Origin of the sequence: Parasynechococcus marenigrum WH 8102 (assembly GCF_000195975.1) — a bacterium.
GTDB lineage: Bacteria > Cyanobacteriota > Cyanobacteriia > PCC-6307 > Cyanobiaceae > Parasynechococcus > Parasynechococcus marisnigri.
Window position 1 is genome coordinate 175,395 of the sequence record NC_005070.1, and the last position, 21,381, is coordinate 196,775.

At 62.3% G+C, this 21,381-nt stretch carries 17 protein-coding genes; 11 read left to right on the forward strand and 6 right to left on the reverse strand.

Annotation, left to right across the window (positions count from 1 at the left end; translation table 11 throughout):
* Positions 1 to 15: 15 nt before the first annotated feature.
* From TX72_RS00880 to TX72_RS13690, 3 genes are read left to right on the forward strand one after another with little or no spacing between them, the layout of a single operon-like run.
* Positions 16 to 1,713 carry a glycosyltransferase gene (locus tag TX72_RS00880; protein ID WP_318655405.1) on the forward strand — a complete coding sequence of 566 codons (1,698 nt, stop codon included), beginning with the start codon at positions 16 to 18 and terminating at the stop codon, positions 1,711 to 1,713.
* The gene (locus tag TX72_RS00885; protein WP_011127054.1) at positions 1,710 to 2,657 is read left to right on the forward strand and encodes a glycosyltransferase family 2 protein; all 948 of its coding nucleotides are present in this window, start codon (positions 1,710 to 1,712) and stop codon (positions 2,655 to 2,657) included. Before TX72_RS00880 ends, TX72_RS00885 begins: the two co-directional genes overlap by 4 nt.
* Positions 2,654 to 3,757, forward strand: a complete 1,104-nt coding sequence (locus TX72_RS13690; RefSeq protein ID WP_011127055.1) for a hypothetical protein — start codon at positions 2,654 to 2,656, stop codon at positions 3,755 to 3,757. Before TX72_RS00885 ends, TX72_RS13690 begins: the two co-directional genes overlap by 4 nt.
* 99 nt (positions 3,758 to 3,856) lie before the next feature.
* Here the strand turns inward: TX72_RS13690 and kdsA are convergent, their stop codons facing one another.
* Positions 3,857 to 4,708: a 3-deoxy-8-phosphooctulonate synthase gene (gene kdsA / locus TX72_RS00895; protein ID WP_011127056.1), complete on the reverse strand. Its 852-nt coding sequence runs from the start codon at positions 4,706 to 4,708 to the stop codon at positions 3,857 to 3,859.
* Between the two features lie 70 nt (positions 4,709 to 4,778).
* Between kdsA and TX72_RS00900 the strand changes: the two genes are divergently transcribed.
* The 4 genes from TX72_RS00900 to kdsB are packed head-to-tail and all read left to right on the forward strand — an operon-like array spanning position 4,779 to position 9,549.
* Positions 4,779 to 7,172, forward strand: a complete 2,394-nt coding sequence (locus TX72_RS00900; protein ID WP_011127057.1) for a UvrD-helicase domain-containing protein — start codon at positions 4,779 to 4,781, stop codon at positions 7,170 to 7,172.
* Entirely contained in the window at positions 7,165 to 8,034 is an 870-nt protein-coding gene (locus TX72_RS00905; protein ID WP_011127058.1) for a sulfotransferase, read from the forward strand. Before TX72_RS00900 ends, TX72_RS00905 begins: the two co-directional genes overlap by 8 nt.
* Before the next feature lie 25 nt (positions 8,035 to 8,059).
* On the forward strand, positions 8,060 to 8,770 hold the full coding sequence (locus TX72_RS00910) for a glycosyltransferase family protein (protein ID WP_042502776.1): 711 nt from the start codon (positions 8,060 to 8,062) through the stop codon (positions 8,768 to 8,770).
* Entirely contained in the window at positions 8,770 to 9,549 is a 780-nt protein-coding gene (gene kdsB / locus TX72_RS00915; protein WP_011127060.1) for a 3-deoxy-manno-octulosonate cytidylyltransferase, read from the forward strand. Before TX72_RS00910 ends, kdsB begins: the two co-directional genes overlap by 1 nt.
* A gap of 8 nt (positions 9,550 to 9,557) precedes the next feature.
* Here kdsB and TX72_RS00920 read toward each other — a convergent pair whose 3' ends face one another.
* Genes TX72_RS00920 through TX72_RS00930 form a run of 3 tightly spaced genes read right to left on the reverse strand, consistent with a single transcriptional unit; the run spans position 9,558 to position 11,969 of the window.
* The gene (locus tag TX72_RS00920) at positions 9,558 to 10,403 is read right to left on the reverse strand and encodes a sulfotransferase family protein (RefSeq protein WP_011127061.1); all 846 of its coding nucleotides are present in this window, start codon (positions 10,401 to 10,403) and stop codon (positions 9,558 to 9,560) included.
* Complete coding sequence (locus tag TX72_RS00925) at positions 10,387 to 10,953, reverse strand: KdsC family phosphatase (RefSeq protein WP_011127062.1); 567 nt, start codon at positions 10,951 to 10,953, stop codon at positions 10,387 to 10,389. Before TX72_RS00925 ends, TX72_RS00920 begins: the two co-directional genes overlap by 17 nt.
* The gene (locus TX72_RS00930) at positions 10,950 to 11,969 is read right to left on the reverse strand and encodes a KpsF/GutQ family sugar-phosphate isomerase (RefSeq protein WP_011127063.1); all 1,020 of its coding nucleotides are present in this window, start codon (positions 11,967 to 11,969) and stop codon (positions 10,950 to 10,952) included. Before TX72_RS00930 ends, TX72_RS00925 begins: the two co-directional genes overlap by 4 nt.
* A 12-nt stretch (positions 11,970 to 11,981) precedes the next feature.
* Between TX72_RS00930 and TX72_RS00935 the strand changes: the two genes are divergently transcribed.
* Positions 11,982 to 13,193 (forward strand): tRNA nucleotidyltransferase/poly(A) polymerase family protein, encoded by a 1,212-nt coding sequence (locus tag TX72_RS00935; protein WP_011127064.1) that lies wholly within the window; start codon positions 11,982 to 11,984, stop codon positions 13,191 to 13,193.
* Entirely contained in the window at positions 13,190 to 14,617 is a 1,428-nt protein-coding gene (locus tag TX72_RS00940) for a glycosyltransferase family protein (protein ID WP_011127065.1), read from the forward strand. Before TX72_RS00935 ends, TX72_RS00940 begins: the two co-directional genes overlap by 4 nt.
* Here TX72_RS00940 and selD-bf read toward each other — a convergent pair.
* Positions 14,562 to 16,586, reverse strand: a complete 2,025-nt coding sequence (gene selD-bf, locus TX72_RS00945; protein WP_011127066.1) for a slr1591 family oxidoreductase/selenide, water dikinase SelD — start codon at positions 16,584 to 16,586, stop codon at positions 14,562 to 14,564. The two genes, TX72_RS00940 and selD-bf, sit on opposite strands and share 56 nt — an antisense overlap.
* Entirely contained in the window at positions 16,583 to 17,617 is a 1,035-nt protein-coding gene (gene galE, locus TX72_RS00950) for a UDP-glucose 4-epimerase GalE (RefSeq protein ID WP_011127067.1), read from the reverse strand. The genes selD-bf and galE overlap by 4 nt, the downstream gene beginning before the upstream one ends.
* Positions 17,618 to 17,809: 192 nt before the next feature.
* Between galE and TX72_RS00955 the strand changes: the two genes are divergently transcribed.
* Together TX72_RS00955 and TX72_RS00960 are read left to right on the forward strand one after the other, a co-directional pair.
* Positions 17,810 to 18,463, forward strand: a complete 654-nt coding sequence (locus TX72_RS00955; protein ID WP_148228738.1) for a peptidylprolyl isomerase — start codon at positions 17,810 to 17,812, stop codon at positions 18,461 to 18,463.
* Positions 18,463 to 21,381 carry a peptidase domain-containing ABC transporter gene (locus TX72_RS00960; RefSeq protein WP_011127069.1) on the forward strand — a complete coding sequence of 973 codons (2,919 nt, stop codon included), beginning with the start codon at positions 18,463 to 18,465 and terminating at the stop codon, positions 21,379 to 21,381. The genes TX72_RS00955 and TX72_RS00960 overlap by 1 nt, the downstream gene beginning before the upstream one ends.

The window sequence follows — 21,381 nt, forward strand, 5'->3', positions numbered from 1 at the left end:
CAGCCAGACCATTTCATGTCGTCTGATGTTCGGGTTGTCCTCGCGATGGGGACCAAGCCCTTTCAAAAAGGTTTCGACCGACTGTTGCAGGCGTTTCAGGAGCTTGCACCCCGCTATCCCGATCTCGTGCTGGCGTTGGTTGGTGTCCACCCCGATCATCCGGATCTTGCTGCTCCCCTCCAGCGGACGGGGTCTCTGCGGCCAAGAATCGTGCTGCCCGGCCGTGTGGGGAATCCTGCTGATTGGTATCAAAGGGCTGATTTGTTTGTACTCAGCTCTCGATACGAGGGAAGTCCCAATGTTCTTCTCGAAGCGATGGCTGCTGGCTGCCCCTGTCTGGCGGTGGACTGCCCAACAGGCCCTCACGAGGTGATTCGCCACGGTGCCAATGGATGGCTTCTCCCGGAGAGGACTGATGGTTTCGATCTCGCCATGGGGATCGAGACTTGCCTGAACCAACCGGCCGAATGTCGACGACTCGGTCAGGCCGCGCGTGAAATCCGTGATCAGTTCTCACCCGCCAAGGTTCAGGCCATGTTTCAGCGGTCATTGGAGCCATTGTTGAAGCCCCGGGTGCTGGTTCTTGTGCCAACGCGTCGTTCGCCGACAGAAACTTTTGTGCGGGCCAATCTGGCGCGCATGCCTTTGGATCAGATTGTTTATGTCGGTGATGAGTGGGGGGGGTGGAATCATCCAGGCCAGATGGCCTATGGGTTGGCCATTGCGGTGAGCAAGGCCATGACGCGGCTGGGATGGCATCGGCTAGCCAGCTGGCCTGCAGCTTGTGTGGCCTTCCTGTTGATTCAACGGCATCGCGCTGATGTGGTCTTGGCGGAATTCGGTTTTCATGCAGTCCGCGTCATGGATGCATGTGCGTGGTCCGATGTTCCTTTGGTGGTGCACTTTCGGGGCTCTGATGCATCGGCCCATCGACGATTGACCTTGCTGCGCGAGCGTTATCGCCGTCTGATGCGTCTTTCGTCTGCCTTATTGGCCAAAAGCCAGGTGATGAAGGATGTTTTGGTGGGGTTGGGGGCGGACCCGACGGCGGTCACGATCACCCCATCGGGGGCCGATGAAACCGTGTTCCATGCAGATGATCCCGCCAGGCAGCCCCCCCACGTGCTGTTTGTCGGCAGGCTGATTGAGAAAAAGGGGCCATTGGATGCCCTTGAGGCCTTTGCCCAGGCACGTCTGCTGGTGTCGGAACGGTTGAGGGCTGAGATGCGGCTCCGCGTTGTGGGGGATGGTCCCTTGCAACAGGCAATGCAGCGGCGCATAAACGAGCTGGGTTTGCAGGGTTGCGTTGATGTTCTGGGGGTTCAGCCGCCAGCAGCCGTGGCGGAGTGGATGCGCCAAAGTCGCTGCTTGCTTCTTCCATCGCGAATCGCCTCCGATGGCGATGCAGAGGGTTGTCCCGTTGCTGTTCTGGAGGCGCAATTGTCCGGGCTGCCGGTTGTGTCGACGCGGCATGCTGGAATTCCTGAGGTGGTTCTGGACGGAACAACGGGGTTGTTGGTTGAAGAAGGTGACGTTGCAGGATTGGCGCAGGCCTTGGCGCTGATGTGTCGTGATCCGCAGCGGGCCAAGCTGCTGGGTTCAGCTGGACGTGCGCGGGTGATGAGCCATTTCACGGTTGACCATCATGTGAAGACGGTTGCTGATGTTCTGTCGAGGGTGGTTTCTCGTCAACAACAGCCGGCTGATCGATGACATCACCATCGATCAGTGTGATCACGGTTTGTATGAACCGTCTCGAGCATCTGCGAGCGGCTGCCTCCCGTGTGGCGCAATGGGAGCATCATTTTGAACATATTGTTGTTGATTGGTGCAGCCAGAGGCCGATTGAGCGGGATCACTTACCTTCCGATCAGCGGGTGAGGTTGGTTCGGGTTGATGGGGTTGCTGATTGGCATCCAGGCCAGGCATATAACTTCGCGGCCTCCTGTGCGCAGGGAGAGTGGTTGTTTCGTTTGGATGCTGACTGTTGGGTCCAGAATCTGGATCCAACGTTGCTGATCCATCAGACAGAGATCCCGGCCTGGGTAGCCAATGCGTCACAAGAGGGAAGTCTGGGCGAAATTCTTGTTTTGGCTGAAAAATTTTGGGGCATTGGCGGTTACAGCGAGCTGATGAGGGGTTACGGCTTTGAAGACAAGGATTTTGTGTATCGCCTTGAAGCCGCGTACCACGCTTCCTGTGGATCTCTCGCTGCTGAACAGGTTCACTTCATCCCCCACGGACCCCAGCTGCGCGCTGTTGTGCGGGATTCGAATGCCGTTGCTCGAGCATTCAAACGTTCGAGCTCGGCCTACAACCGTTTTGTTGCGGCATCAGTGCCGTGGACTGCTCGACGCCGGCGTGCGTCCTACCGGCAGCTCGGTGCTGATCACTGGTTGTGGGAGATGGGTACGTTGCCGGAATTGCCGGCGTCGATCGCTGAAGAGGCGCGTCGTATAAGGCGCTCAACCTTTTGGGGCTATTTCTTGATGTTGCCCGAGCAGTATGTGATTCACACACCGCAGGTGTTGTTGCCGTCTGATCAATCGGGGCGCTTCCGTGTGCGCTGGTTTCACCGGCTGTATTGGCAGACCGTACGGCGACTGATTGCCTTGCCCCTTGATTTCCTCGCTGTTATGCGGCGGTTGGTGGGATGAAGAGCAAGTTGTTGATCTTCTGCAAGGCCTGGTTGGGTCGATTTCTGCGCCGTTTGTTGCGCGTGCCAGCCGAATATCTCGTTCGACCTCAGCTTCGTGAAGGTTGTTTGTTGGAGGCTTATCGAGGTCTTGTTCATCAGGCCTATCTATCGCCATCCTTTCAGCCCCAGCTCAGTGACCAGGTGTTCTGGCAAGGGCAGTGGAGACCGTGGCAAGGATTGCCACCGACAAAATCACCTGCTGCACGGGAAAGAGATAATGCTGTTCATCATTACGGCCATGATGTTGTCCTGAAGCGATATGCATCTCTCCCTCTGGTTGCTCATCCACTTCCTTTTTTGTTGGAGCATGGGGTCAATTTCAGTGATAAGTCGACCTTTGAGACGCCAGAACATTGGGTTCGGACGTATCTCTGTATGGGGCAGCGTCGTGCATCTCTGCTGCAACAGCATGACGTGGTCCTGGGGAAGGCGATTGGTCCGTACATTCGTTATGCCCGGCCTCCCGTTGATCAGGAGCGTTTGGCCGCCCTGCGGCGTCAGTTGGGTCGGGTGTTGTTGTTGATCCCTCCCCATTCAACGGCGCAGCTCAATCGCTCCTGGTCTGATCAGGATTGGGTAGATCTGGTGGAGTCGCATCGTCGAGGTTGCGGCTATCAGCATGTGATTTGGATGGGATTCTGGAAAGATCCGTTTCCTTCATATCCAATGCCTAAAGATTGGATTTTTGCCAGCAACGGCCATGCCTCCAATCCGTGGTTCCTCGATTGCCAGCGCTTGTTGTTTGAACTGAGTGAGGCAGTTTGCTGCTTTTCGATGGGGACCCATGTGGGGTATGCGCTCGAGCTGAATAAGCCTTTATTGATGTTTCGTCAGCTCGTGTCGCAGAAGGTGGTGGATGATGACCCACGCTGGAGTCGTCAACATAACGCTGAGGACCAGGAACGACAGCGTCTGTTGGAGTCTCTTATGCGTGGTGCTGAGGATGGTGCGCTGCATCTTGTCGACTCCAGCGATGCATGCCAACTACTGGATCCATGGTTTGGCTTCTCTGTAACGATTGAGTCTGGCGAGATGCGATCTCTTCTCAGGGGGACTTGAGAGTTTATTCCTCTTTTTTCTTTGATTACTTGGTCAATATTTTCTTCCTTCTTTCTCTTTGGAGGGTTTTTGTCGCCTTCGCGATTCGGGTCTGTTGATTCAGTTGATGTTGATCATGGGTTGAGATTTCACCAGATCGTCAATGGCTTTGACCTGGGTCAGGAACGGTTCAAGTTGATCCAAGGGAAGCGCACTTGGCCCGTCGCAGCGGGCCTGGTTGGGATCGGGGTGGGCTTCCAGGAACAGACCCGCCAGGCCCACAGCCATCCCCGCTTTGGCCAGATCCACCACCTGGGAGCGACGGCCACCGGAGGCGGCACCGCCGGGGTCGCGGCACTGGAGGGCATGGGTGACATCAAAGATCAGCGGCAGATCGTCGCAGGTGCGTTTCATTACCCCAAAGCCGAGCATGTCCACCACGAGGTTGTCGTAGCCGAAGTTGGTGCCACGCTCACAGATAAGCAGTTGCTCGTTGCCGCATTCGCGGAATTTGTCAACGATGTTCCGAATCTGTTCGGGGCTGAGGAACTGCGGCTTCTTGATGTTGATCACCGCGCCTGTTTCAGCCATCGCCCGCACCAGATCGGTCTGCCTGGCCAGGAAAGCCGGCAGCTGAATGATGTCGGCCACCTTGGCGGCTGCCTTGGCTTCCTCAGGACTGTGGACGTCTGTGATCACCGGGATGCCGAGGGTGTCTTTGACGGCTTGCAGAATTTGCAGACCAGCCTCGAGCCCTGGCCCACGGAAGGAATGAATTGAGGAGCGATTGGCCTTGTCGTAGGAGGCCTTGAACACCAGGGGGATCCCCAGGCGTTCGCACACCTGCTTGTAGTGGCCAGCGCAGCGCAGGGCGAAGTCCAGATCCTCCAGCACGTTCACACCGCCGAGCAAGGCGAAGGGGCGGTCGTTGGCGAAGGTGATGTCGCCGAGCTGAATCTGACGTGCTGTCATCACCGACCACTGCTGCCAGGCGGAGCTTACCGGCTCTGTTTTGCGGGGTTATGAGCGATAGCCTCCAGCCATGAGCTTTCTGGCCGGCCTCAACGACGCCCAGCGCAGGGCGGTGGACCACCACGAAGGGCCCCTGCTGGTGGTGGCCGGTGCCGGCAGCGGCAAGACCCGCGCCCTCACCCATCGCATCGCCCATCTGATCGGTGAGCACGGTGCTGATCCCGCCCAGATCCTGGCGGTGACCTTCACCAACAAGGCCGCCCGCGAGATGAAGGAGCGGCTGGAGGTGCTGCTGGCTCAGAAGCTGGCCCAGAGCCAGTACGGCCAGCCCTGGAGCACCTTGCCGCCGGTTGATCAACGGCAGCTGCGCTCTCGGATTTACCGCGAGGTCAGCAAGGAGTTGTGGATCGGCACCTTCCACGCCCTGTTCGCGCGGATGCTCCGCTATGACATCGACAAGTTCAAGGACGCTGAGGGGCTGAGCTGGACCAAGCAGTTCTCGATCTACGACGAGGCCGATGCCCAGAGCCTGGTGAAGGAGATCGTCACCCAGGAACTGCAGCTGGATCCCAAGCGGTTCGAGCCGAAGAAGACCCGCTGGGCCATCAGCAACGCCAAGAACCAGGGCTGGCTGCCGGATCAACTGGAAGCCAATGCTGAAGGTCAGCGGGGCAAGCTAACCGCCAATGTGTACCGCCGCTACCGCAGGGCGCTGGCGGCGAACAATGCGCTGGATTTTGATGATCTGCTGTTGCTGCCGGTGCAGCTGCTTCAGCAGAACGAGCAGGTGCGTAGCTACTGGCACCGCCGCTTTGCCCATGTGTTGGTGGATGAGTATCAAGACACCAACCGCACCCAGTACGACCTGATCAAGCTGCTGGTCACCGATGGCAAAGACCCGCAGACCTACAACAACTGGAGTGGGCGCTCGGTGTTCGTGGTGGGAGATGCCGACCAGAGCATCTACAGCTTCCGCGCCGCCGACTTCACGATCCTGATGGGTTTTCAGGAGGACTTCGGTGATCAGGCGCCGGACGACGCCACCCGCACGATGGTGAAGTTGGAGGAGAACTACCGCTCCACCGCCACGATCCTCGCGGCGGCCAATGCCCTGATCGCCAACAACAGCGAGCGGATCGACAAGGTGCTGCGACCCACCCGCGGCGACGGGGAGTTGATCACCCTCACCCGTTGTGATGACGAAATTGCCGAGGCCGAGGCGGTGGTGCATCGGCTGCGGACGATGGAGGCGGCCAACCCCGAGCTGAGCTGGGGAGATATGGCCGTGCTGTATCGCACCAATGCCCAGTCTCGCTCGATCGAGGAATCGCTGGTGCGCTGGGGTATCCCCTACATCGTTGTAGGGGGTCTGCGCTTCTACGACCGGCGGGAGATCAAGGATCTGCTGGCCTATCTGAGGCTGTTGGTGAATCCGGCGGACACCGTCAGCCTGCTGCGGGTGATCAATGTGCCCAAACGGGGCATCGGCAAGACCACGATTCAGCGGCTCACCGATGCCGCCAATCAACTGGGGATCCCGCTCTGGGATGTGGTGAGTGATGCCGAAGCCGTGCGATCCCTGGGGGGACGGTCGGCCCGTGGTCTGCTGCAGTTCTGCGAGCTGCTCCATGACCTGCGGCGTCAGGTGCAGGAGGTGGCTCCGTCCGAGCTGATCCAGCAGGTGATGGAGAAAAGCGGCTACATCAGCGAACTGATCGCGGAAGGCACCGATGAAGCGGAGGAACGCCGCCGCAACCTGCAGGAATTGGTCAATGCCGCTCTTCAGTACCAGGAGGAGAACGAGGAGGGGGATCTCGAAGGCTTCCTGGCTACGGCAGCGTTGTCCAGCGATGCCGACAGCAAGGACACCGCAGCGGATCGGGTCACCCTGATGACTTTGCACAGCAGCAAGGGCCTGGAGTTCCCGGTGGTGTGTCTGGTGGGTTTGGAGCAGGGCCTGTTCCCCAGCTACCGCTCCCTCGATGATCCGGCCTCCCTGGAGGAGGAGCGTCGCCTCTGCTATGTCGGCATCACTCGCGCCAAGGAGCGCCTGTTTCTCTCCCATGCCAGTGAGCGTCGGCTCTGGGGTGGCATGCGCGAAGCCGCCGTGCCGTCGGTATTTCTTTCAGAGCTGCCGGAGGCCCTGGTGCAGGGGGATCTCCCCCAGAGCGGTGGAGCGGCCCTGCGCCGCGAACGGCGGCTGGAGCGGCTCACCCGTGTGGATCGTGATCGTCCCAGCTCGGCGCCGGCCAATGCGGTGCGCCGCCGCCAGGCGGGTCCGGCCCCCGGGCGCAGCTGGAGCGTTGGTGATCGCGTCACCCATGCCAGCTTCGGGGTCGGCGAGATCACTCACACCTTCGGTAGTGGTGAGAAGGTGTCGATCGCGGTGAAGTTCGCTGGGATGGGCCCGAAGATCCTCGATCCGCGGTTGGCGCCGATCGAGCCGATTGCTGCCGATGGCTGAGCCCGGTTTGCTGCTCATCCGTGGACTCGGCCACAGCGGCAGCACCATCCTTGACCTGGCCCTCGGAGCCCATCCGCAGCTGATTGGCCTGGGGGAGGCGGTGCGGGTGCTGGAGCGCCCCCGTCTCGGTGAAGAGCACAAGGGGCCGCAGCAACTGCGGGGTGATCTCCGCTTCGAACGTCGCTGCACCTGTGGTGAGCTGGCCGGCGACTGTCCGGTGTGGGGACCGCTGCTGGCGTGGTTGCCAGCCCACGACGATCGCCCCCTGGCAGAGAAGTTCAACCGTTTGATTGAGCCGTTGACTGCCACGTCACCCCGCTGGTTGGTGGAGTCATTTCAGGCGGACGAGCAACTGCTGGACGCTCAAGCGCTGGGTCGTCCTGTGCGGGTGATTCAGCTCACCCGTGATGTGCGCTCCTGGGTGCATTCGGAATCGCGGCGTGGTGTGGAGCGCCATGGCCGCGGTGGAACCGTGGGCTGGCGCTCCATGCTGCGTTGGTGGCGCATCAATCGCCGTTGGGAGCAACGCTTGAACCGCTCCGGTTGTGCAGTGTTTCGGCTCGGCTACGAGGAGTTGGCCCTGGCTCCGGAGCAGGCCCTGCGAAAGATCTGCGCTTGGCTTGAGATTGGCTTTGATCCGGCGATGCTCCAGCCGGGGCTGAACTCGAGCAGTCACATCGTCAGTGGCAACCGCATGCGGTTCGACCCTGGTCAGAGCCAGGCGATTCGTTACGACGCGGCCTGGCTCTCCTCTGCGGCCCTGTCGCTTCGGGTTGCGCCGTTGCTGCCAGCCGTGGCCCGTCTGAACCGCCGGCTCGTCTACAGCAATGGTTTGCTCGGACGTGTCTGGCCCTCGGCCTAACCTCCCTGCCAGCCACCACCGGCCCGTGTCCACCGTTCCCTCGCCGATTCCGATTTTCATCGGCTACGACCCTCGGGAACGGGCCGCCACCAATGTGCTGATCGACAGCCTGTATCAGCTCAGCAGTGTGCCGTTGGCGATCACGCCGTTGGTGACGCCCCAGTTGGAAGCTCAGGGCTTGTATCAGCGCGAACGCGATCCCAAACAGAGCACGGCCTTCTCCTTCACCCGCTTCCTCGTGCCGCATCTGATGGGATACGAGGGCTGGGCCCTGTTCATGGATTGCGACATGCTCTGCCGGGGGGACATCAAGCAGCTGTGGGACCAGCGCGATGACCGCTACGGCGCGATGTGCGTCCAGCACGAACATGTGCCCGGTGAGACGGTGAAATTTCTTGGTGAGGTGCAGAGCGCTTACCCGAAGAAGAACTGGAGTTCGCTGATGCTGCTCAATTGCAGCCGCTGCTCAACGCTCACTGTTGATTACGTCAACTCCGCCAGCGGCCTGGAGCTGCACCGCTTTCATTGGCTTGCTGGGGACCATGAGATCGGCGCCATCCAGGGCGGTTGGAATCACCTGGTGGACGTGCAGGCCCCACCGGAGCCCCTGGACGCCTCGCCGATGTTGCACTGGACCCTTGGCGGTCCCTGGTTCCGCGAGCAGCGCACCATGGGCGGGCCGTTGGCGGCGGAATGGTTCAGCGCCCGGGATGATGCGATGAAGCTCTGGGATTGATGGCGATTCAACAGGCGGTGGTGGCGGTTCCGGCCCGTCTGCAGTCCTCCCGGCTGCCGAACAAGGTGCTGGCAGAAATCGGGGGGAAACCGATGATCCAGCGGGTGCTGGAACGCTGCCGTGAGGCGTCCACCGTGCAGGCGGTGGTGCTCTGCACCGACAGTTCTCAGCTGCAGCAGCTGGCGGAAGGCTGGGGCTTTCCGGTGCTGATGACCTCTTCCGATTGCAGTTCCGGCAGTGAGCGAATTGCATCGGTGGCCGACCAGCTGATGGCGCTGGCCTGGAGGGAGGGCCCGGCCGTGGCGGAGCAGACCGCCGTGATCAATGTGCAGGGGGATCAGCCGTTCATCGATCCTGCGGTGATCGACGCGATGGTGGCGGAGTTTCAGCGCCTGGATCCCGTCCCGGCCGTTGTTACCCCGGTGTATGGCCTCAGCCCGGAAACCATCCACAACCCCAATGTGGTGAAAACCCTGCTGGCCCATGACGGACGGGCGCTGTATTTCTCCCGCTCCGCTATCCCGCACGTGCGGGACGTTGATCCGACGGATTGGCACCGCCACACCACCTACTGGGGCCATGTGGGCATGTATGGCTTCCGGGGGGATGTGCTGGCCGCCTGGGATCAGCTGCCGGCGTCACCGCTGGAGGATCTGGAGCGGCTGGAGCAGTTGCGCCTGATCGAGGCGGGGCACACCATCGCTACGTTCCCTGTCGCCGGAACCTCCCTCTCGGTGGACACAGCAGAGCAGTTGGAACAGGCGCGCTCGATGGTCTGAGCCATAGCTCAGCGCGCCGAACACCATCGGCTGGCGGTCGGCCAGAGCCGGGTGAGATCAAGCTCCGGGCAATGGAGCTGAACGGCCGCCAGGGTCGGTTCCTGCCATTGCCCCAGCTGCTTCAGCAGCTCCTCCGGCAGGTCCGTGTCGGTTCGGCTCACATTCACCCGTTGTTCCCACTGCGGTTCCTGGTACCGCACTCCGAGGAACCGGCAGAGTTCAGCCCAGCAGTTCTGATGAAACATCTGCTCATAGGTGGCGATGAAGCAGTGCTTCAGGCCGAAGCTGTCCTTGAGGGCCGTGAGGGTGTGGCCGTAGTCACTGCGCAGATTGATCCGTTCCGGGCGCTCGCGGCAGAGATCACACAGGGCCTGGATTTCGCCGGTGCTGTCCTGTAGCCCCTGCTTGCGCCGTTGCATGCGCAGGCTGGAGACGATGCGCTCGATCGGGTCCCGCATCAGGAACAGCGGCTTTACCGGAATCCCTTGGTTGATGAAGCCAGTGCGAATGGTAAGCAGGGTGGCGGCGCTGAGCCCGCAGTAGGAGGGCGTGATGTCCCCTGTGAGTTGGATTCCCGGACGCCGCAGCAGCCTGGCGAAGTAGGCGTAGTACCGCTCGGGGCGGTCCAGGAAACGTTGGCGACGCCAGGTGCGGGGCTTCAACAGCGAGCGGCGGCTGCGGCCGCTGAAGCCTGCGGCCGGCAGGGTGAGCGCGTCATGGATGTGGTATTCCTTCAAGAAGCCGAAATCAGCGTCCCGGCGTCGGTTCAGCTGGGCGTGGAGCCAGGACGTGCCGGCCTTCTGGGCCCCGAGCCCCAGCAGGAACACCCCAGGCGCGTCAGTCGTTGCGGTCACGCCAACCCCTTCGGCTCAAGCTGCGCCAGCCATCGCGGGCTTGAAGGATCCGTTCCGCCAGCTCCCGTACGGCCCCATGACCGCCGCGGCGGCAGAGCACCAGATCGGCACCCCGGCGCACGGGAGCGCAGGCATCGGCGGGCGCCAGCAGCAGACCCACCATTGGTCGCACGGCCAGGTCATTGAGATCGTCGCCGACAAAGACGGTCTGCGAGACGGTCACCCCCACCTGCTGCTGCAGGGTCTGCAGGGCAGCGGGTTTGTCCTTGATGCCCACCAGGCAGTGTTCGATCCCCAGTTGGCGGGCCCGCACTTCGGTCGCGCCGCCACGGCCACCGCTGAGAAAAGCGATCTGCACCCCTGCCTGCAGCAGCAGACGGATGCCCAGGCCATCCCGCACGTCGAAGCGTTTGATCAGTTGCCCGTCGGCATCGAACCAGAGCCCACCATCGGTGAGCACACCATCCACATCCAGCACCAGCAGCTGCAGCTGGTTCAGCTGGCGGCGCAGTCTCCACCAGCCCAGCTGGTTCAAGCCCGGCAGGCTCATGCCAGCCCTGCCTGCACCAGATCATGGAGCCGTAGCAGCCCCAGCAACCGTTTCTGCTCCCCCACCACAGGCAGCACCGAGATCGGTTTGCGGCGGTTGTGTTCCATCTGTTCCAAGGCCTTCACCACCAGCACATCACCGTTCACGGTGATTGGGTCCCTGGTCATCAGATCGGCTGCCGTCAGGCTGCTCCAGCTGTCGGCACTGTGGTCCTGTAGTGCTCGGCGCAGATCGCCGTCGGTGAGCAGTCCCACCAGGGAGCCAGGCTGCTCCGGATGCTCCACCCAGCCACTGCCGATGCCGTCGCGGGTCAGACCGCCAATCACCTCAGGCAGGGGGGTATGAGGGTGCAGGGGATGCAGCTTGCTCACCGGCACCATCAGGTCGGCTGCCGTCAGCGTGAGTTGTTTACCCAATGATCCAGCCGGATGATTGAGGGCGAAATCAGCGGGCGAAATGCCGCGCCGTTCCATCCACACGGCCGCCAGGGCATCGCCGATGGCCATCGCCACCGCGGTGCTGGCGGTGGGAGCGAGATTGAGAGGGCATACCTCTCGGTCCACCCCGGCTTCCAGCACCACATCGCTGCCGCGGGCCAGGGAAGAGTCGGCCCGGCCGACGATGGCGATCCGGCCCGTGCCGCGCCGTTTGAGGTGGGGCAGCACCTCCAGCAGTTCTTCTGTTTCGCCGGAATTGGACAGCAGCAGGCAAACGTCCTCCGGGGCCACCACCCCCAGATCCCCGTGCAGGGCGTCCAGGGGGTTGAGGAACAGGGCCATCAGGCCGATTGAGGAGAACGTGGCGGCGATCTTGCGGGCCACGATGCCGCTTTTGCCCACACCGGTGATCACCAGCTTGGCCTTGCGGTCTGCACAGCGCTCCAGAAGCAGCAGGGCTGCTTCCACCTGATCACTGCTGAGCCGTTCCGCCGCTGCAGCGATGGCGGAGGCTTCCTCCTGCAAACAGCGAGTGAGAGCGGACAACGCCGGGATCCGTGATGATCTGACCATTGTCATGCACGCCCCGCAATGGATCTGCCGGCTGTGCCGTCAGCCCTGCTGGATGCCCTCAAGGCGGCAGCCACCGAAGCCGGTGTGCCGCGTCTGGCGCTGGTGGGGGGTGTGGTGCGGGATTTGCTGCTGCATCAACGCCATGGCCGTCCCTGGACTGGCGTTCCCGATCTGGATTGGGTGGTGGAGGGCAGCGCCGCCCATCTGGCGGATGTGCTGCAAGAGCGTTGCGGGACTGAACGGGTGAGCGGTGTTCAGCATCACGGTCAGTTCGGCACGGTGGCCCTGAACCTCGATGGCGTGCCCCTCGACCTGGCCACGGCGCGGCAGGAGCACTATCCGCGGCCAGCAGAGAACCCTGTGGTGCAGCCCGGGTCGTTGGCGGCGGATCTGGTGCGGCGTGATCTCACGATCAATGCCATGGCCCTCGATCTAATGTCCGGGGAGTTGATCGATCTCCACGGCGGCCAGAGCGATCTGGCCGCAGGCCGTCTGCAGTTTCTTCATCCCGGCAGCATCAGCGATGACCCCACCCGGGTGATCCGGGCTGCGCGTTATGGCGCTCGGTTGGGGATTGACCTGGGTTCCGAGGCCCTTGAACAGGTGGGTGCGACCGTCGCGGCCTGGCCCTGGGCCTGGCATGTGGGGAATGCGCCGGAGACGGCACCGCCGGCCCTGGCCAGCAGGTTGCGGATGGAGCTGGAGCGGCTGCTGGACCATGAACCGTGGCCCATCGCGTTGGACCTGCTGGAGTCCTGGCAGGCCATGGCTCTGGTGGACCCCTGCTTGCAGCGTGATCCCGAACGAACCCGACGTCTGCGTTGGGGGCAACGCCTCGGGCTGCCGCTGATGACGGCGCTGTTGGCGGCTGCGGCTGATCCAGGGGCTGTGGCGCGCCGCCTGCAGATTCCCGGCGAGCAGCAGCAATGGTTGGAACGGCTGCCATCGCTGCAGGGCTGGTTGGGGTCGCATCCACTGCCCATCCATGCATCCCCAGATGCATGGACGACAGCACTTGAGCGCGGTGGTTGGCCGCCGCAGACGGTGGCGCTGATGGTGACGCTGCGGCCTGCGGCGTGGAGGCCACTTCTGCGTTGGTGGGGCCGCTGGCGGCACATTCCGTCGCCCCAGAGTGCGCGCCAGTTGATCGCTGAGGGATGGCAACCGGGACCAGGTCTGGGTGAGGAATTGCGTCGCCGTCGCGGCGTGCTGCTGGATCAGGGGCGATGAGACGAACGGCTCAGCTCTGGACCTTGTTGGCTGCGCTGGTGGCGGCGGCCTTCGCTCTGCGGACCCTGGTGTTGATCGATGCCACCGCCCTGTGGAGCGATGAGCTCTACAGCGTGGGTAAAAGCTTTCAGCCAAGCCCGCTGGAGCTGCTCGGCATGCTGCGGCAGGACACCCATCCACCCTTGTATTACGGCCTGCTTTGGTTCTGGGGGCAGCTCGTAGGGCAAAGCCCCGTCAGTCTGCGGTTGCTCTCCTGGCTGGCCTATCTGGGAGGGGGCGCCGTGATGGTGGCCCAGGCGGTGGCCCTCAGTGATGGTCGGCAGCGGGTGCTGCCCTTGGCGCTGCTCCTGGCGTTCTGCAGTCCCTACCCCGTGCGCTTCGCCATCGAAGGGAAAAGCTATGCGCTGCTGGTGCTGCTGGTGGCCCTGGCTTGGTGGTGGCGTCGTGCCGAACGATCTGTGGCCTACGGAGTGGTGGCGGCGTTGGCGGGTCTCACCCATTTCTACGGTCTCTTTCTCATGCTGGCCGCAGCCGCCTGGGATGGGGCAAGCCGGCGCTGGCATCTGGCGGGAGCTGCCGTGCTGGGGGCCATCCCAGCTCTGGGATGGATCATCTATTCCGCGGATTACCTGTTCAGTTCCCGCTCCGGCAGTTGGATCGGTCAACCGGACTTCGCCCTGCTGGAGGAGTCCCTGGCTCGGGCTCTGGGGCTCTGGCCCCTGCCCAAGCTGCTGTTGCTGGTGGTGCTCATCGGGGGGCTGCAGCGTTGGGGCGGGATGCAACCGCTGCCCTGGCGACGGAACCGTTTGCTGGACCGCAGTGCGCTGTTGCCCTCCGCCGTGATGGTGCTGGCTGTGGTGCTGGTCTCCTTTGTAAAGCCGCTGGCCTTCAGTCGCTACTTCGTGGTGCTGTTGCCGTCGGTGCTGCCGTTGCTGTGCGTGTTGCTCACCGCCTCACCACTCCATCACTGGGGGCAACGGGTGGTGCTTGGGGTGGTGCTGGTGCTGCTGATCAGTTGGTGGGGGCCAGGTTTTTCGGAGTTGGATCCCACCGCCGGTGGGGTGCGTGAACAGGACCAGTTCCGTGCGATCAGCCAGCGCACCAACGGGCAGAGGGAGCGTTACAGCCCCCGAGCCCGCCTGTTCAACCTCAGTGATCAGATGGAGTTGTCCATGGGACGCATCACCGCTCCTGAGCTCTCCTGGGGCGATCGCGATGAACTGCGGGAACGGCTGTTGCGTTCACCGCTACCGGACGAGCTGTGGCTGGCCAGCAGCGGGCCGCCGCAGAAGTTGAATCGCAAGCTCAAGCCCCTGCAGCAGCAGGCTGAAGCCGCTGGATATGTCTGTGCCGACCGTTCTGGAGGCCTCAGCCATGGTCGGCTGTTGCGTTGCCGATTGGGATCCAGGGGCCCTCTGCTGTGAGGGTCTGCGCTGTGGTTTCTGTACAGGCCAGTAGCAAGGGACCGCAGGTCTGGGGATCCACCAGCAGCTCAAGCAGTGCCTGCGAGGGTGAGTCATCCAGTTGGATGAGCCCATCCAGCCATTGCCAGCTGCGGCGGTTGGCCGGCGCCAGGCTGCTGGCATAGCCCTGAGCCAATCGATCCATGGCTTCGGGGTATGCCGGAATGCGGTTGGTCCAAAGGGTGATCCGTAGGGGGGAGCTGCTCGCCAGCATTTCCCCGAGATGCCCGAGCAGACCGAAGCCGGTGACATCGGTGCAGGCGTGTATTGCCTGGCGATGGGGCTCCAGTTGATCCAGCAATCGGTGCTGACTGCGGGACATGTGCTGGAGCACGGTGTCCAAGGCCTCGGGTTGGCAGGCACCCGCCATGGCAGCAGCGAACAACACGCCGGTGCCCAGGGGACGGCTTAACAGCAGCACATCACCGTGGGCGATTCCCCCCTTGCTCCAGGGGGCAGCGCTGCGACCGTTGACGCAGAGGCTCAGCTGCACCCCCAGGCTGGGGCAGTGCGGCGGTTCACTGCGGGATTCCAGGGTGTGGCCTCCGATCAGCTGCGCCTGCTGTTCCTCCAGCACTGATCGCACACCGCACAGCGTCTGCACCAGTAATTCCTGCTGTTCCGCCGCCTCCAGCACCGGCAGAGTCACGATTGCCTGGGCGCTGTCGACCCTGACACCGCAGGCCCAGAGATCGGAGCAAGCATGGAGGGTGGTGAGTCGACCGTTCAGCCAGGGGTCGCTGACCAGCGCCGGGAACCCATCCACGCTCTGCAGCAGCGGCGGATCGCCCTCGATGCGTGCCGCATCTTCTGGTGCCCCGGTGAGCCCGGCCTGCTCCAGGGCGGCTGCAAGGGGCTGGGCCGGCAGCTTGGCTGCGCATCCCCGGCAGGCCATCGGTTCTGATGCAGTCATCGGCTCGCTGCTGCGGAACCCCGCCATGAAGCGTCTGTCGATCCGTCGCTTCCACTGCCAGAGCCATCCGGAGGGTCCCAGCTGCCAGCGTCCCCAGCGTGCCCAGGCCCGGCCTTGCTGATCGCCGATCAGCTGAAGCGCCTGTCGTTGCGGCCGCCAGGGACGCAGCGGGCGATCCAGGCAGCTGGCTTCCAGGTTCCATGCCAAGGGGATGGCTGCTCGCACAGCCCAGACGCCGGAGGCTGGCCTGGGTGCTGCAGCCATGACGGCGCAGTCACCGCTCGCAAAAATGTGCTCGTTGCCCTCCACCTGCAGCTGGGCATTGGTGCGGAGGCGACCATCGCCATCCACCGGCAGACCGCTGGCTGCCAGCCAGATGGGTGCGCGACTGCCGGTGCAAAGCAGCCAGGGGCCACCCGTGGGCTCGGGGGTCGTGACTAGGTCGATCAAGGCCTCCAACAGGATGCGCCGCTCAAGGGGACCTGGACCGTTTGAGCGGGTTTGCAGGCGCAACGGGCGGTGAGGCCAGCGGCGTCGCAGCGCCAGCACCACTTCCATGGCTGCGGCGCCAGCCCCGACCACGGTGAAGGGATTTGTGCTGTTGGGATCCTCGGAGGCGATGAAGGCCAGGGCCGGCTCCAGTGGCTTGATCGCGATGCCTTCAGCGCTTGGCCTGCTGATGGCACCGACATCGAGGCTGATCAGACCAAAACGCAAGGGTGGGCGTTCTGCGAGCAACAGGCAGCGCTGGCCGGGGTCCAGGCCGGTGATCTCCGCCTGCACGAAGCCGACACCAGCTCGATCGCAGAGGGAGCGCAGATTGATGGCGGCTGCCTCAGGTGGGTCGATCCCGGCGATCAGGGCTGGAACCATGCCCGAGTAGAGCGCTGAACTGCAGCGATTGATCAGCAGTACAGGGCGGGCCGGCCGTCGGGTTGGGTCCATGGCCCAGCGCTTGAGGATCAGCGCGTGGCTGTGGCCTCCGCCGGCCAGAAGGAGCGGCCCGGCTGGATTCATGGCGCTGATCGATAGCCCATCGGGTTGGCCTGCTGCCAGGCCCAGCCATCGCGGCACATCTCCACCAGGCCGCGGCGGGCTGTCCAGCCCAACACGGCTTCCGCCTGGCGCGGACAGGCCTGCAGCCTCGGCACATCACCGGGACGGCGGGCAACCACCTCATAGGGAATGGTGATGCCGGTGGCCTGCTCGAACCCCTTGATCACATCGAGCACGCTCAGTCCCGTGCCCGTGCCGATGTTCACGGTCAGCTGGGTGGGCGGCTCCTGGTTGAGCAGGTGGGTGAGCGTGACGCCATGGGCTTCGGCTAGATCCATCACATGCAGATAGTCGCGGATGCCGGTGCCATCGGGTGTCGGGTAGTCCTGCCCGAACACCCGCAGCTTGTCCCTGCGTCCTGCAGCTACCTGGGTGATGAAGGGGAACAGGTTGTTGGGAATGCCAAGGGGGTCTTCCCCGATGCGGCCGCTGGGGTGGGCACCCACCGGGTTGAAGTAGCGCAGGCAGGCCACCCGCCAGCTGCCGGAGCGACAAAGCGCTCCCAGCATCTGCTCGACGGCCAGTTTGGTTTGGGCGTAGGGATGCACCGGCGCGGTGGCCATGCCCTCATGCAGGGGGAACTGCTCCGGTTCGCCATACACCGTGGAGGTGCTGCTGAATACAAGGGTGCGGCAACCGTGGCGTTCCATGACCGCCGCCAGCACTCGGCTGCCGTTGAGGTTCACATCCCAGTAGCGCAGAGGGTCGGCCACTGATTCACCCACCGCTTTGAGCCCGGCGAAGTGAATCACGCCATCCACCGGCCTGCCCGAGCGGAAGGCTCGATCCAGCACATCAGGGTTGCGCAAATCCCCTTCCACCAGCTGAAGGGCATCGGACGCCGCCAGCTCCTGAACCCGGCGCAGGGCTTCCGGACTGCTGTTGTCGAAGTTGTCCACCACCACCAGGGAGTGGCCCTGCTCCAGCAGCACAAGGCAGGTGTGGCTGCCGATGAAACCAGCCCCTCCGGTGATCAGGATCCTGCACGTCATGGGGCGTGAGCAGCGCGTTGATTGATTGTGGATCAGGTCAGAGCGAGAGCAGGTGTTTGCACCTAGGGTTCGCCCACTGATTGGTGACGTGTGGACGGCGGAACGACGCTCCCCGAGCTAAGGCGAGCTATTGGAGCTGACGGTAGATCTCTTTTACGGCGCTACAACCTCCTCCAGCCGTTGGTGGAGCAGATGATCACCAGCGAAGCCATTTCTGGCATGTCGGTTCCTGAAGAAGCTCTCAACAGAGCCAAGCTCGAGCTCCTCGAGCAACGGGGCTTCGAAACAATGGATCAGTGGCCCGAGATGCTCGCGGCTTTGGGTCGATCCAACGATGAGGTGATGGATCGGCTCGAACGGGTGATCCGTCGCCAGGGATACATTAGAGAGCAATTTGCTCCCAAGGCTGAAGCTCGTTTCCTCGAGCGCAAGAACGAGCTCGATCAAGTGGTGTACAGCCTGCTGCGGTTGTCCAACAATTTCCTGGCCCGTGAGTTGTATCTGCAAATCGAGTCTGGGGAATCCAACTTTGCGGACCTTGCCAAGCGCTATGCGGAGGGTCCTGAACGCAACACCAACGGCATCGTTGGGCCGGTCTCTTTGACCCAGGCCCATCCAGTCCTGGTTGAAAAGCTCCGAGTTGCGCAACCCGGGGTGCTGTTGGAGCCATTTCGCATTGCCGATTGGTGGCTGGTGGTGCGACTGGAGCGCTATTCCCCGGCCACATTCACGCCGGAGATCTCCGATCAAATGTGCCGGGAGATGTTCGATGCATGGATCGCCGAGGAAACAGCCAGTACCTTGAGCCGGCTTGAAGCCGAATACAGCGACTTCAGCGTTTCCTGATGACCCAGTCCCCTCCCTTCCCCCTGCTGAAGCACCCTGCTTTCAAGGGCGTATCTGATGCTGCTTTGTTGCGGCTGCAGGACTCTTCGAGCCTGCTGCGGTTCGAACTGGGTCAGCAGCTGTGTGAGCCGGATGACATCCCGGCCAGGATCCTGGTTCTGCTCCAAGGTCAGGCACGTCTGGTGGGGCGTCACAACGGTCGCCTCACCACCGTTGGCAAGTTCGGCCCGGGCAGCTTGATCGGTGCCGCAAGCCTCCTGTGCGGTAGCCCGTGCGAAAACGTGATTGCATCGGATGAAGTGATCGCCTGTGCGATCTCCGATGAGCAGTGGACTCAGCTGTACAGCGAGGAAGAATCCTTCCGCCAGTGGTGTGATCAGCAGTTGTGGCCCCAGGAGCTCCTCGCGCTGCTGGAGGTCCTTGAGGAGGGAACAGCGGAAACCGACAGCTCAGCTCTCGAGAAACTGGAGCAGGCTCTGAAGAGCGTCAAGCGTTGTCTGCCAGACGCGGAGGCGATTGACGCAGCTCTAGCGACGGGAGGTCGTCTTTATCTCACAAGTTGCTGGGGACACGCCTCCTTAGGGCAGTCGATCCAAGCGGTGTCTGACATTCCGGATTCGGATCGGTTCCGTCAACGCCTGGTGTTGTTTCCCGGTTTATCAGCGGACAGCGCTGAGAAGGAGCCGGGCGGCGATCTCGTGCCAGCGAATGCTGTGAAGAAGGCTGAACTGCTGCCTCCAGTCAGTCGTTACAGCCCTGAGCGCAATGTGGTGGACAGCCTGAGGCTGATCCGTGCTGAAGGCCCGATCCAGGAAACGCTGGCCTGCTTCCAGATGCTGGCCCAATTGATGAAGCTGCCGTTTCGGCGCGATTCAATTGAGAAAGTGCTGCAGGACAACCTGCGGCGTGGGCTGACGCCCAATCTTCAGCTCTGCGGCCAATTGGCGGCCAGCTTGGGTCTGCACGTCATGGCAGCCAAGGTGCCTTCCGTATCAGGCACCCGCCTCCAGGTTCCATCGATGCTTCCCTGGAAACAGGGTTTTGCTCTGGTGGTGGCCAGCAGCGAACAGGGCCTGAGGCTCGCTTCGCCGAAACACGGCATGGTCACGGTTGCTCCCGATCAATTAGCTGAAAGTTTCCCTGAGGGGATCGAGCTGCTTCTGATGGAGCGCTCCAATGCCACCCCTGATCAGAAGTTCGGTCCTGGCTGGTTCTGGCCTGCGCTCAAGCGCTACCGCGGGGTGCTGATTCAGGTGTTGGCCGCCAGTTTTGTGGTGCAGCTGTTCACCCTGGCCAACCCCCTGCTGATCCAGGTGATCATCGACAAGGTGATCAGCCAACGCAGTCTGGACACGTTGCAAGTGCTGGGCATTGCCCTGGTGATGGTGACCATCCTGGAAGGGGTGCTGGGCAGCCTAAAAACGTTCCTCTTCGCCGAAACCACCAACCGCATTGATCAGCGCCTCGGTGCCGAAGTGATCGATCACCTGCTGCGTCTTCCCCTTGGCTATTTCGATCGCCGCCCGGTGGGTGAGCTCGGCACCCGGGTGGCTGAGCTGGAAAAGATCCGCAACTTCCTCACGGGTCAGGCGCTCACCACGATCCTGGATGCCGCCTTCTCGGTGATCTACATCATGGTGATGGTGATCTACAGCTGGTTGCTGACCTTGATCGCCCTATCTGTGTTGCCGATTCAGATCGGTCTCACCGTGCTGGGAGCTCCGCTGTTCCGCCGGCAGTTCCGTGCTGCTGCTGAAGAAAATGCCAAAACCCAGAGCCATCTGGTTGAGGTTCTCACTGGTATTCAGACCGTTAAGGCTCAGAACGTGGAAATGGTCAGCCGTTGGCGCTGGCAAGAGTTCTACTCGCAATACATCGCTCGCACGTTTGAGAAGACGATTACCGGTACGGCTCTGAATCAAACCAGCCAGGTTCTGCAGAAGATTTCGCAGCTGATGGTGCTGTGGATCGGAGCCTCGATGGTGTTGAGCGGTGACCTCACCCTGGGCCAGTTGATCGCCTTCCGGATCATTTCTGGCTACGTGACTCAGCCACTGCTGCGGTTGTCGACGATCTGGCAGAACATCCAGGAACTACGGGTGAGTTTCGAGCGTCTTGCTGACGTGATCGACACCCCGGAGGAATCCGATGAGGTGGATAAGTCAAAGGTGATGTTGCCGCCGTTGCACGGGGAGGTGCGGTTCGAGGGTCTTTCCTTCCGGTTCCGACCTGGTCAACCTGAGGTGTTGAAGGACATCAACCTCGAGATCAAGGCCGGCACGTTCGTTGGAATCGTTGGCCAGAGCGGCAGTGGCAAGAGCACCCTGATGAAGCTCCTGCCGCGTCTTTATGAGCCGGGAGAAGGCAGGATTTTGATCGATGGCTACGACATCGCCAAGGTTGAGCTTTATTCACTGCGCCGACAGATTGGAATCGTTCCCCAGGACCCACTCCTGTTCAGCGGAACGGTGAGCGAGAACATTGCTCTCACCAATCCGGAAGCGTCCAGTGAGGAGATTGTTCGGGCAGCCCGCCTGGCCAATGCCCACGACTTCATCATGGATCTGCCCAGTGGCTACAGCACTCCTGTGGGTGAACGGGGGGCTTCCCTCAGTGGCGGCCAACGTCAACGGGTGGCGATCGCGCGGACCTTGCTGAGCAATCCCAAGTTGCTGGTGATGGACGAAGCCACGAGCGCCCTTGATTACGAAACGGAGAGAAAGGTCTGCGACAACCTGCTCGAGAATCTGGATGACCAGACGGTGTTTTTCATTACGCACCGCCTGTCCACGATCCGTCAGGCCGATGTGATCGTGATGCTTCACCAAGGTGCCGTGGTCGAAGTCGGCACCCATGAGGACCTGATGAAGCATCGAGGTCGCTACTACGCCCTTTATCGCCAGCAGGAGAGCACCTGA

What these genes read in the sequence shown, in the direction of transcription:
- TX72_RS00880 (WP_318655405.1), top strand. Translation starts at nt 16, where the DNA reads ATGTCGTCTGATGTTCGGGTTGTCCTCGCGATGGGGACCAAGCCCTTT.
- TX72_RS00885 (WP_011127054.1), top strand. Translation starts at nt 1,710, where the DNA reads ATGACATCACCATCGATCAGTGTGATCACGGTTTGTATGAACCGTCTC.
- TX72_RS13690 (WP_011127055.1), top strand. Translation starts at nt 2,654, where the DNA reads ATGAAGAGCAAGTTGTTGATCTTCTGCAAGGCCTGGTTGGGTCGATTT.
- kdsA (WP_011127056.1), bottom strand. Translation starts at nt 4,708, where the DNA reads ATGACAGCACGTCAGATTCAGCTCGGCGACATCACCTTCGCCAACGAC.
- TX72_RS00900 (WP_011127057.1), top strand. Translation starts at nt 4,779, where the DNA reads ATGAGCTTTCTGGCCGGCCTCAACGACGCCCAGCGCAGGGCGGTGGAC.
- TX72_RS00905 (WP_011127058.1), top strand. Translation starts at nt 7,165, where the DNA reads ATGGCTGAGCCCGGTTTGCTGCTCATCCGTGGACTCGGCCACAGCGGC.
- kdsB (WP_011127060.1), top strand. Translation starts at nt 8,770, where the DNA reads ATGGCGATTCAACAGGCGGTGGTGGCGGTTCCGGCCCGTCTGCAGTCC.
- TX72_RS00925 (WP_011127062.1), bottom strand. Translation starts at nt 10,953, where the DNA reads ATGAGCCTGCCGGGCTTGAACCAGCTGGGCTGGTGGAGACTGCGCCGC.
- TX72_RS00930 (WP_011127063.1), bottom strand. Translation starts at nt 11,969, where the DNA reads ATGACAATGGTCAGATCATCACGGATCCCGGCGTTGTCCGCTCTCACT.
- TX72_RS00935 (WP_011127064.1), top strand. Translation starts at nt 11,982, where the DNA reads ATGGATCTGCCGGCTGTGCCGTCAGCCCTGCTGGATGCCCTCAAGGCG.
- TX72_RS00940 (WP_011127065.1), top strand. Translation starts at nt 13,190, where the DNA reads ATGAGACGAACGGCTCAGCTCTGGACCTTGTTGGCTGCGCTGGTGGCG.
- selD-bf (WP_011127066.1), bottom strand. Translation starts at nt 16,586, where the DNA reads ATGAATCCAGCCGGGCCGCTCCTTCTGGCCGGCGGAGGCCACAGCCAC.
- galE (WP_011127067.1), bottom strand. Translation starts at nt 17,617, where the DNA reads ATGACGTGCAGGATCCTGATCACCGGAGGGGCTGGTTTCATCGGCAGC.
- TX72_RS00955 (WP_148228738.1), top strand. Translation starts at nt 17,810, where the DNA reads ATGATCACCAGCGAAGCCATTTCTGGCATGTCGGTTCCTGAAGAAGCT.
- TX72_RS00960 (WP_011127069.1), top strand. Translation starts at nt 18,463, where the DNA reads ATGACCCAGTCCCCTCCCTTCCCCCTGCTGAAGCACCCTGCTTTCAAG.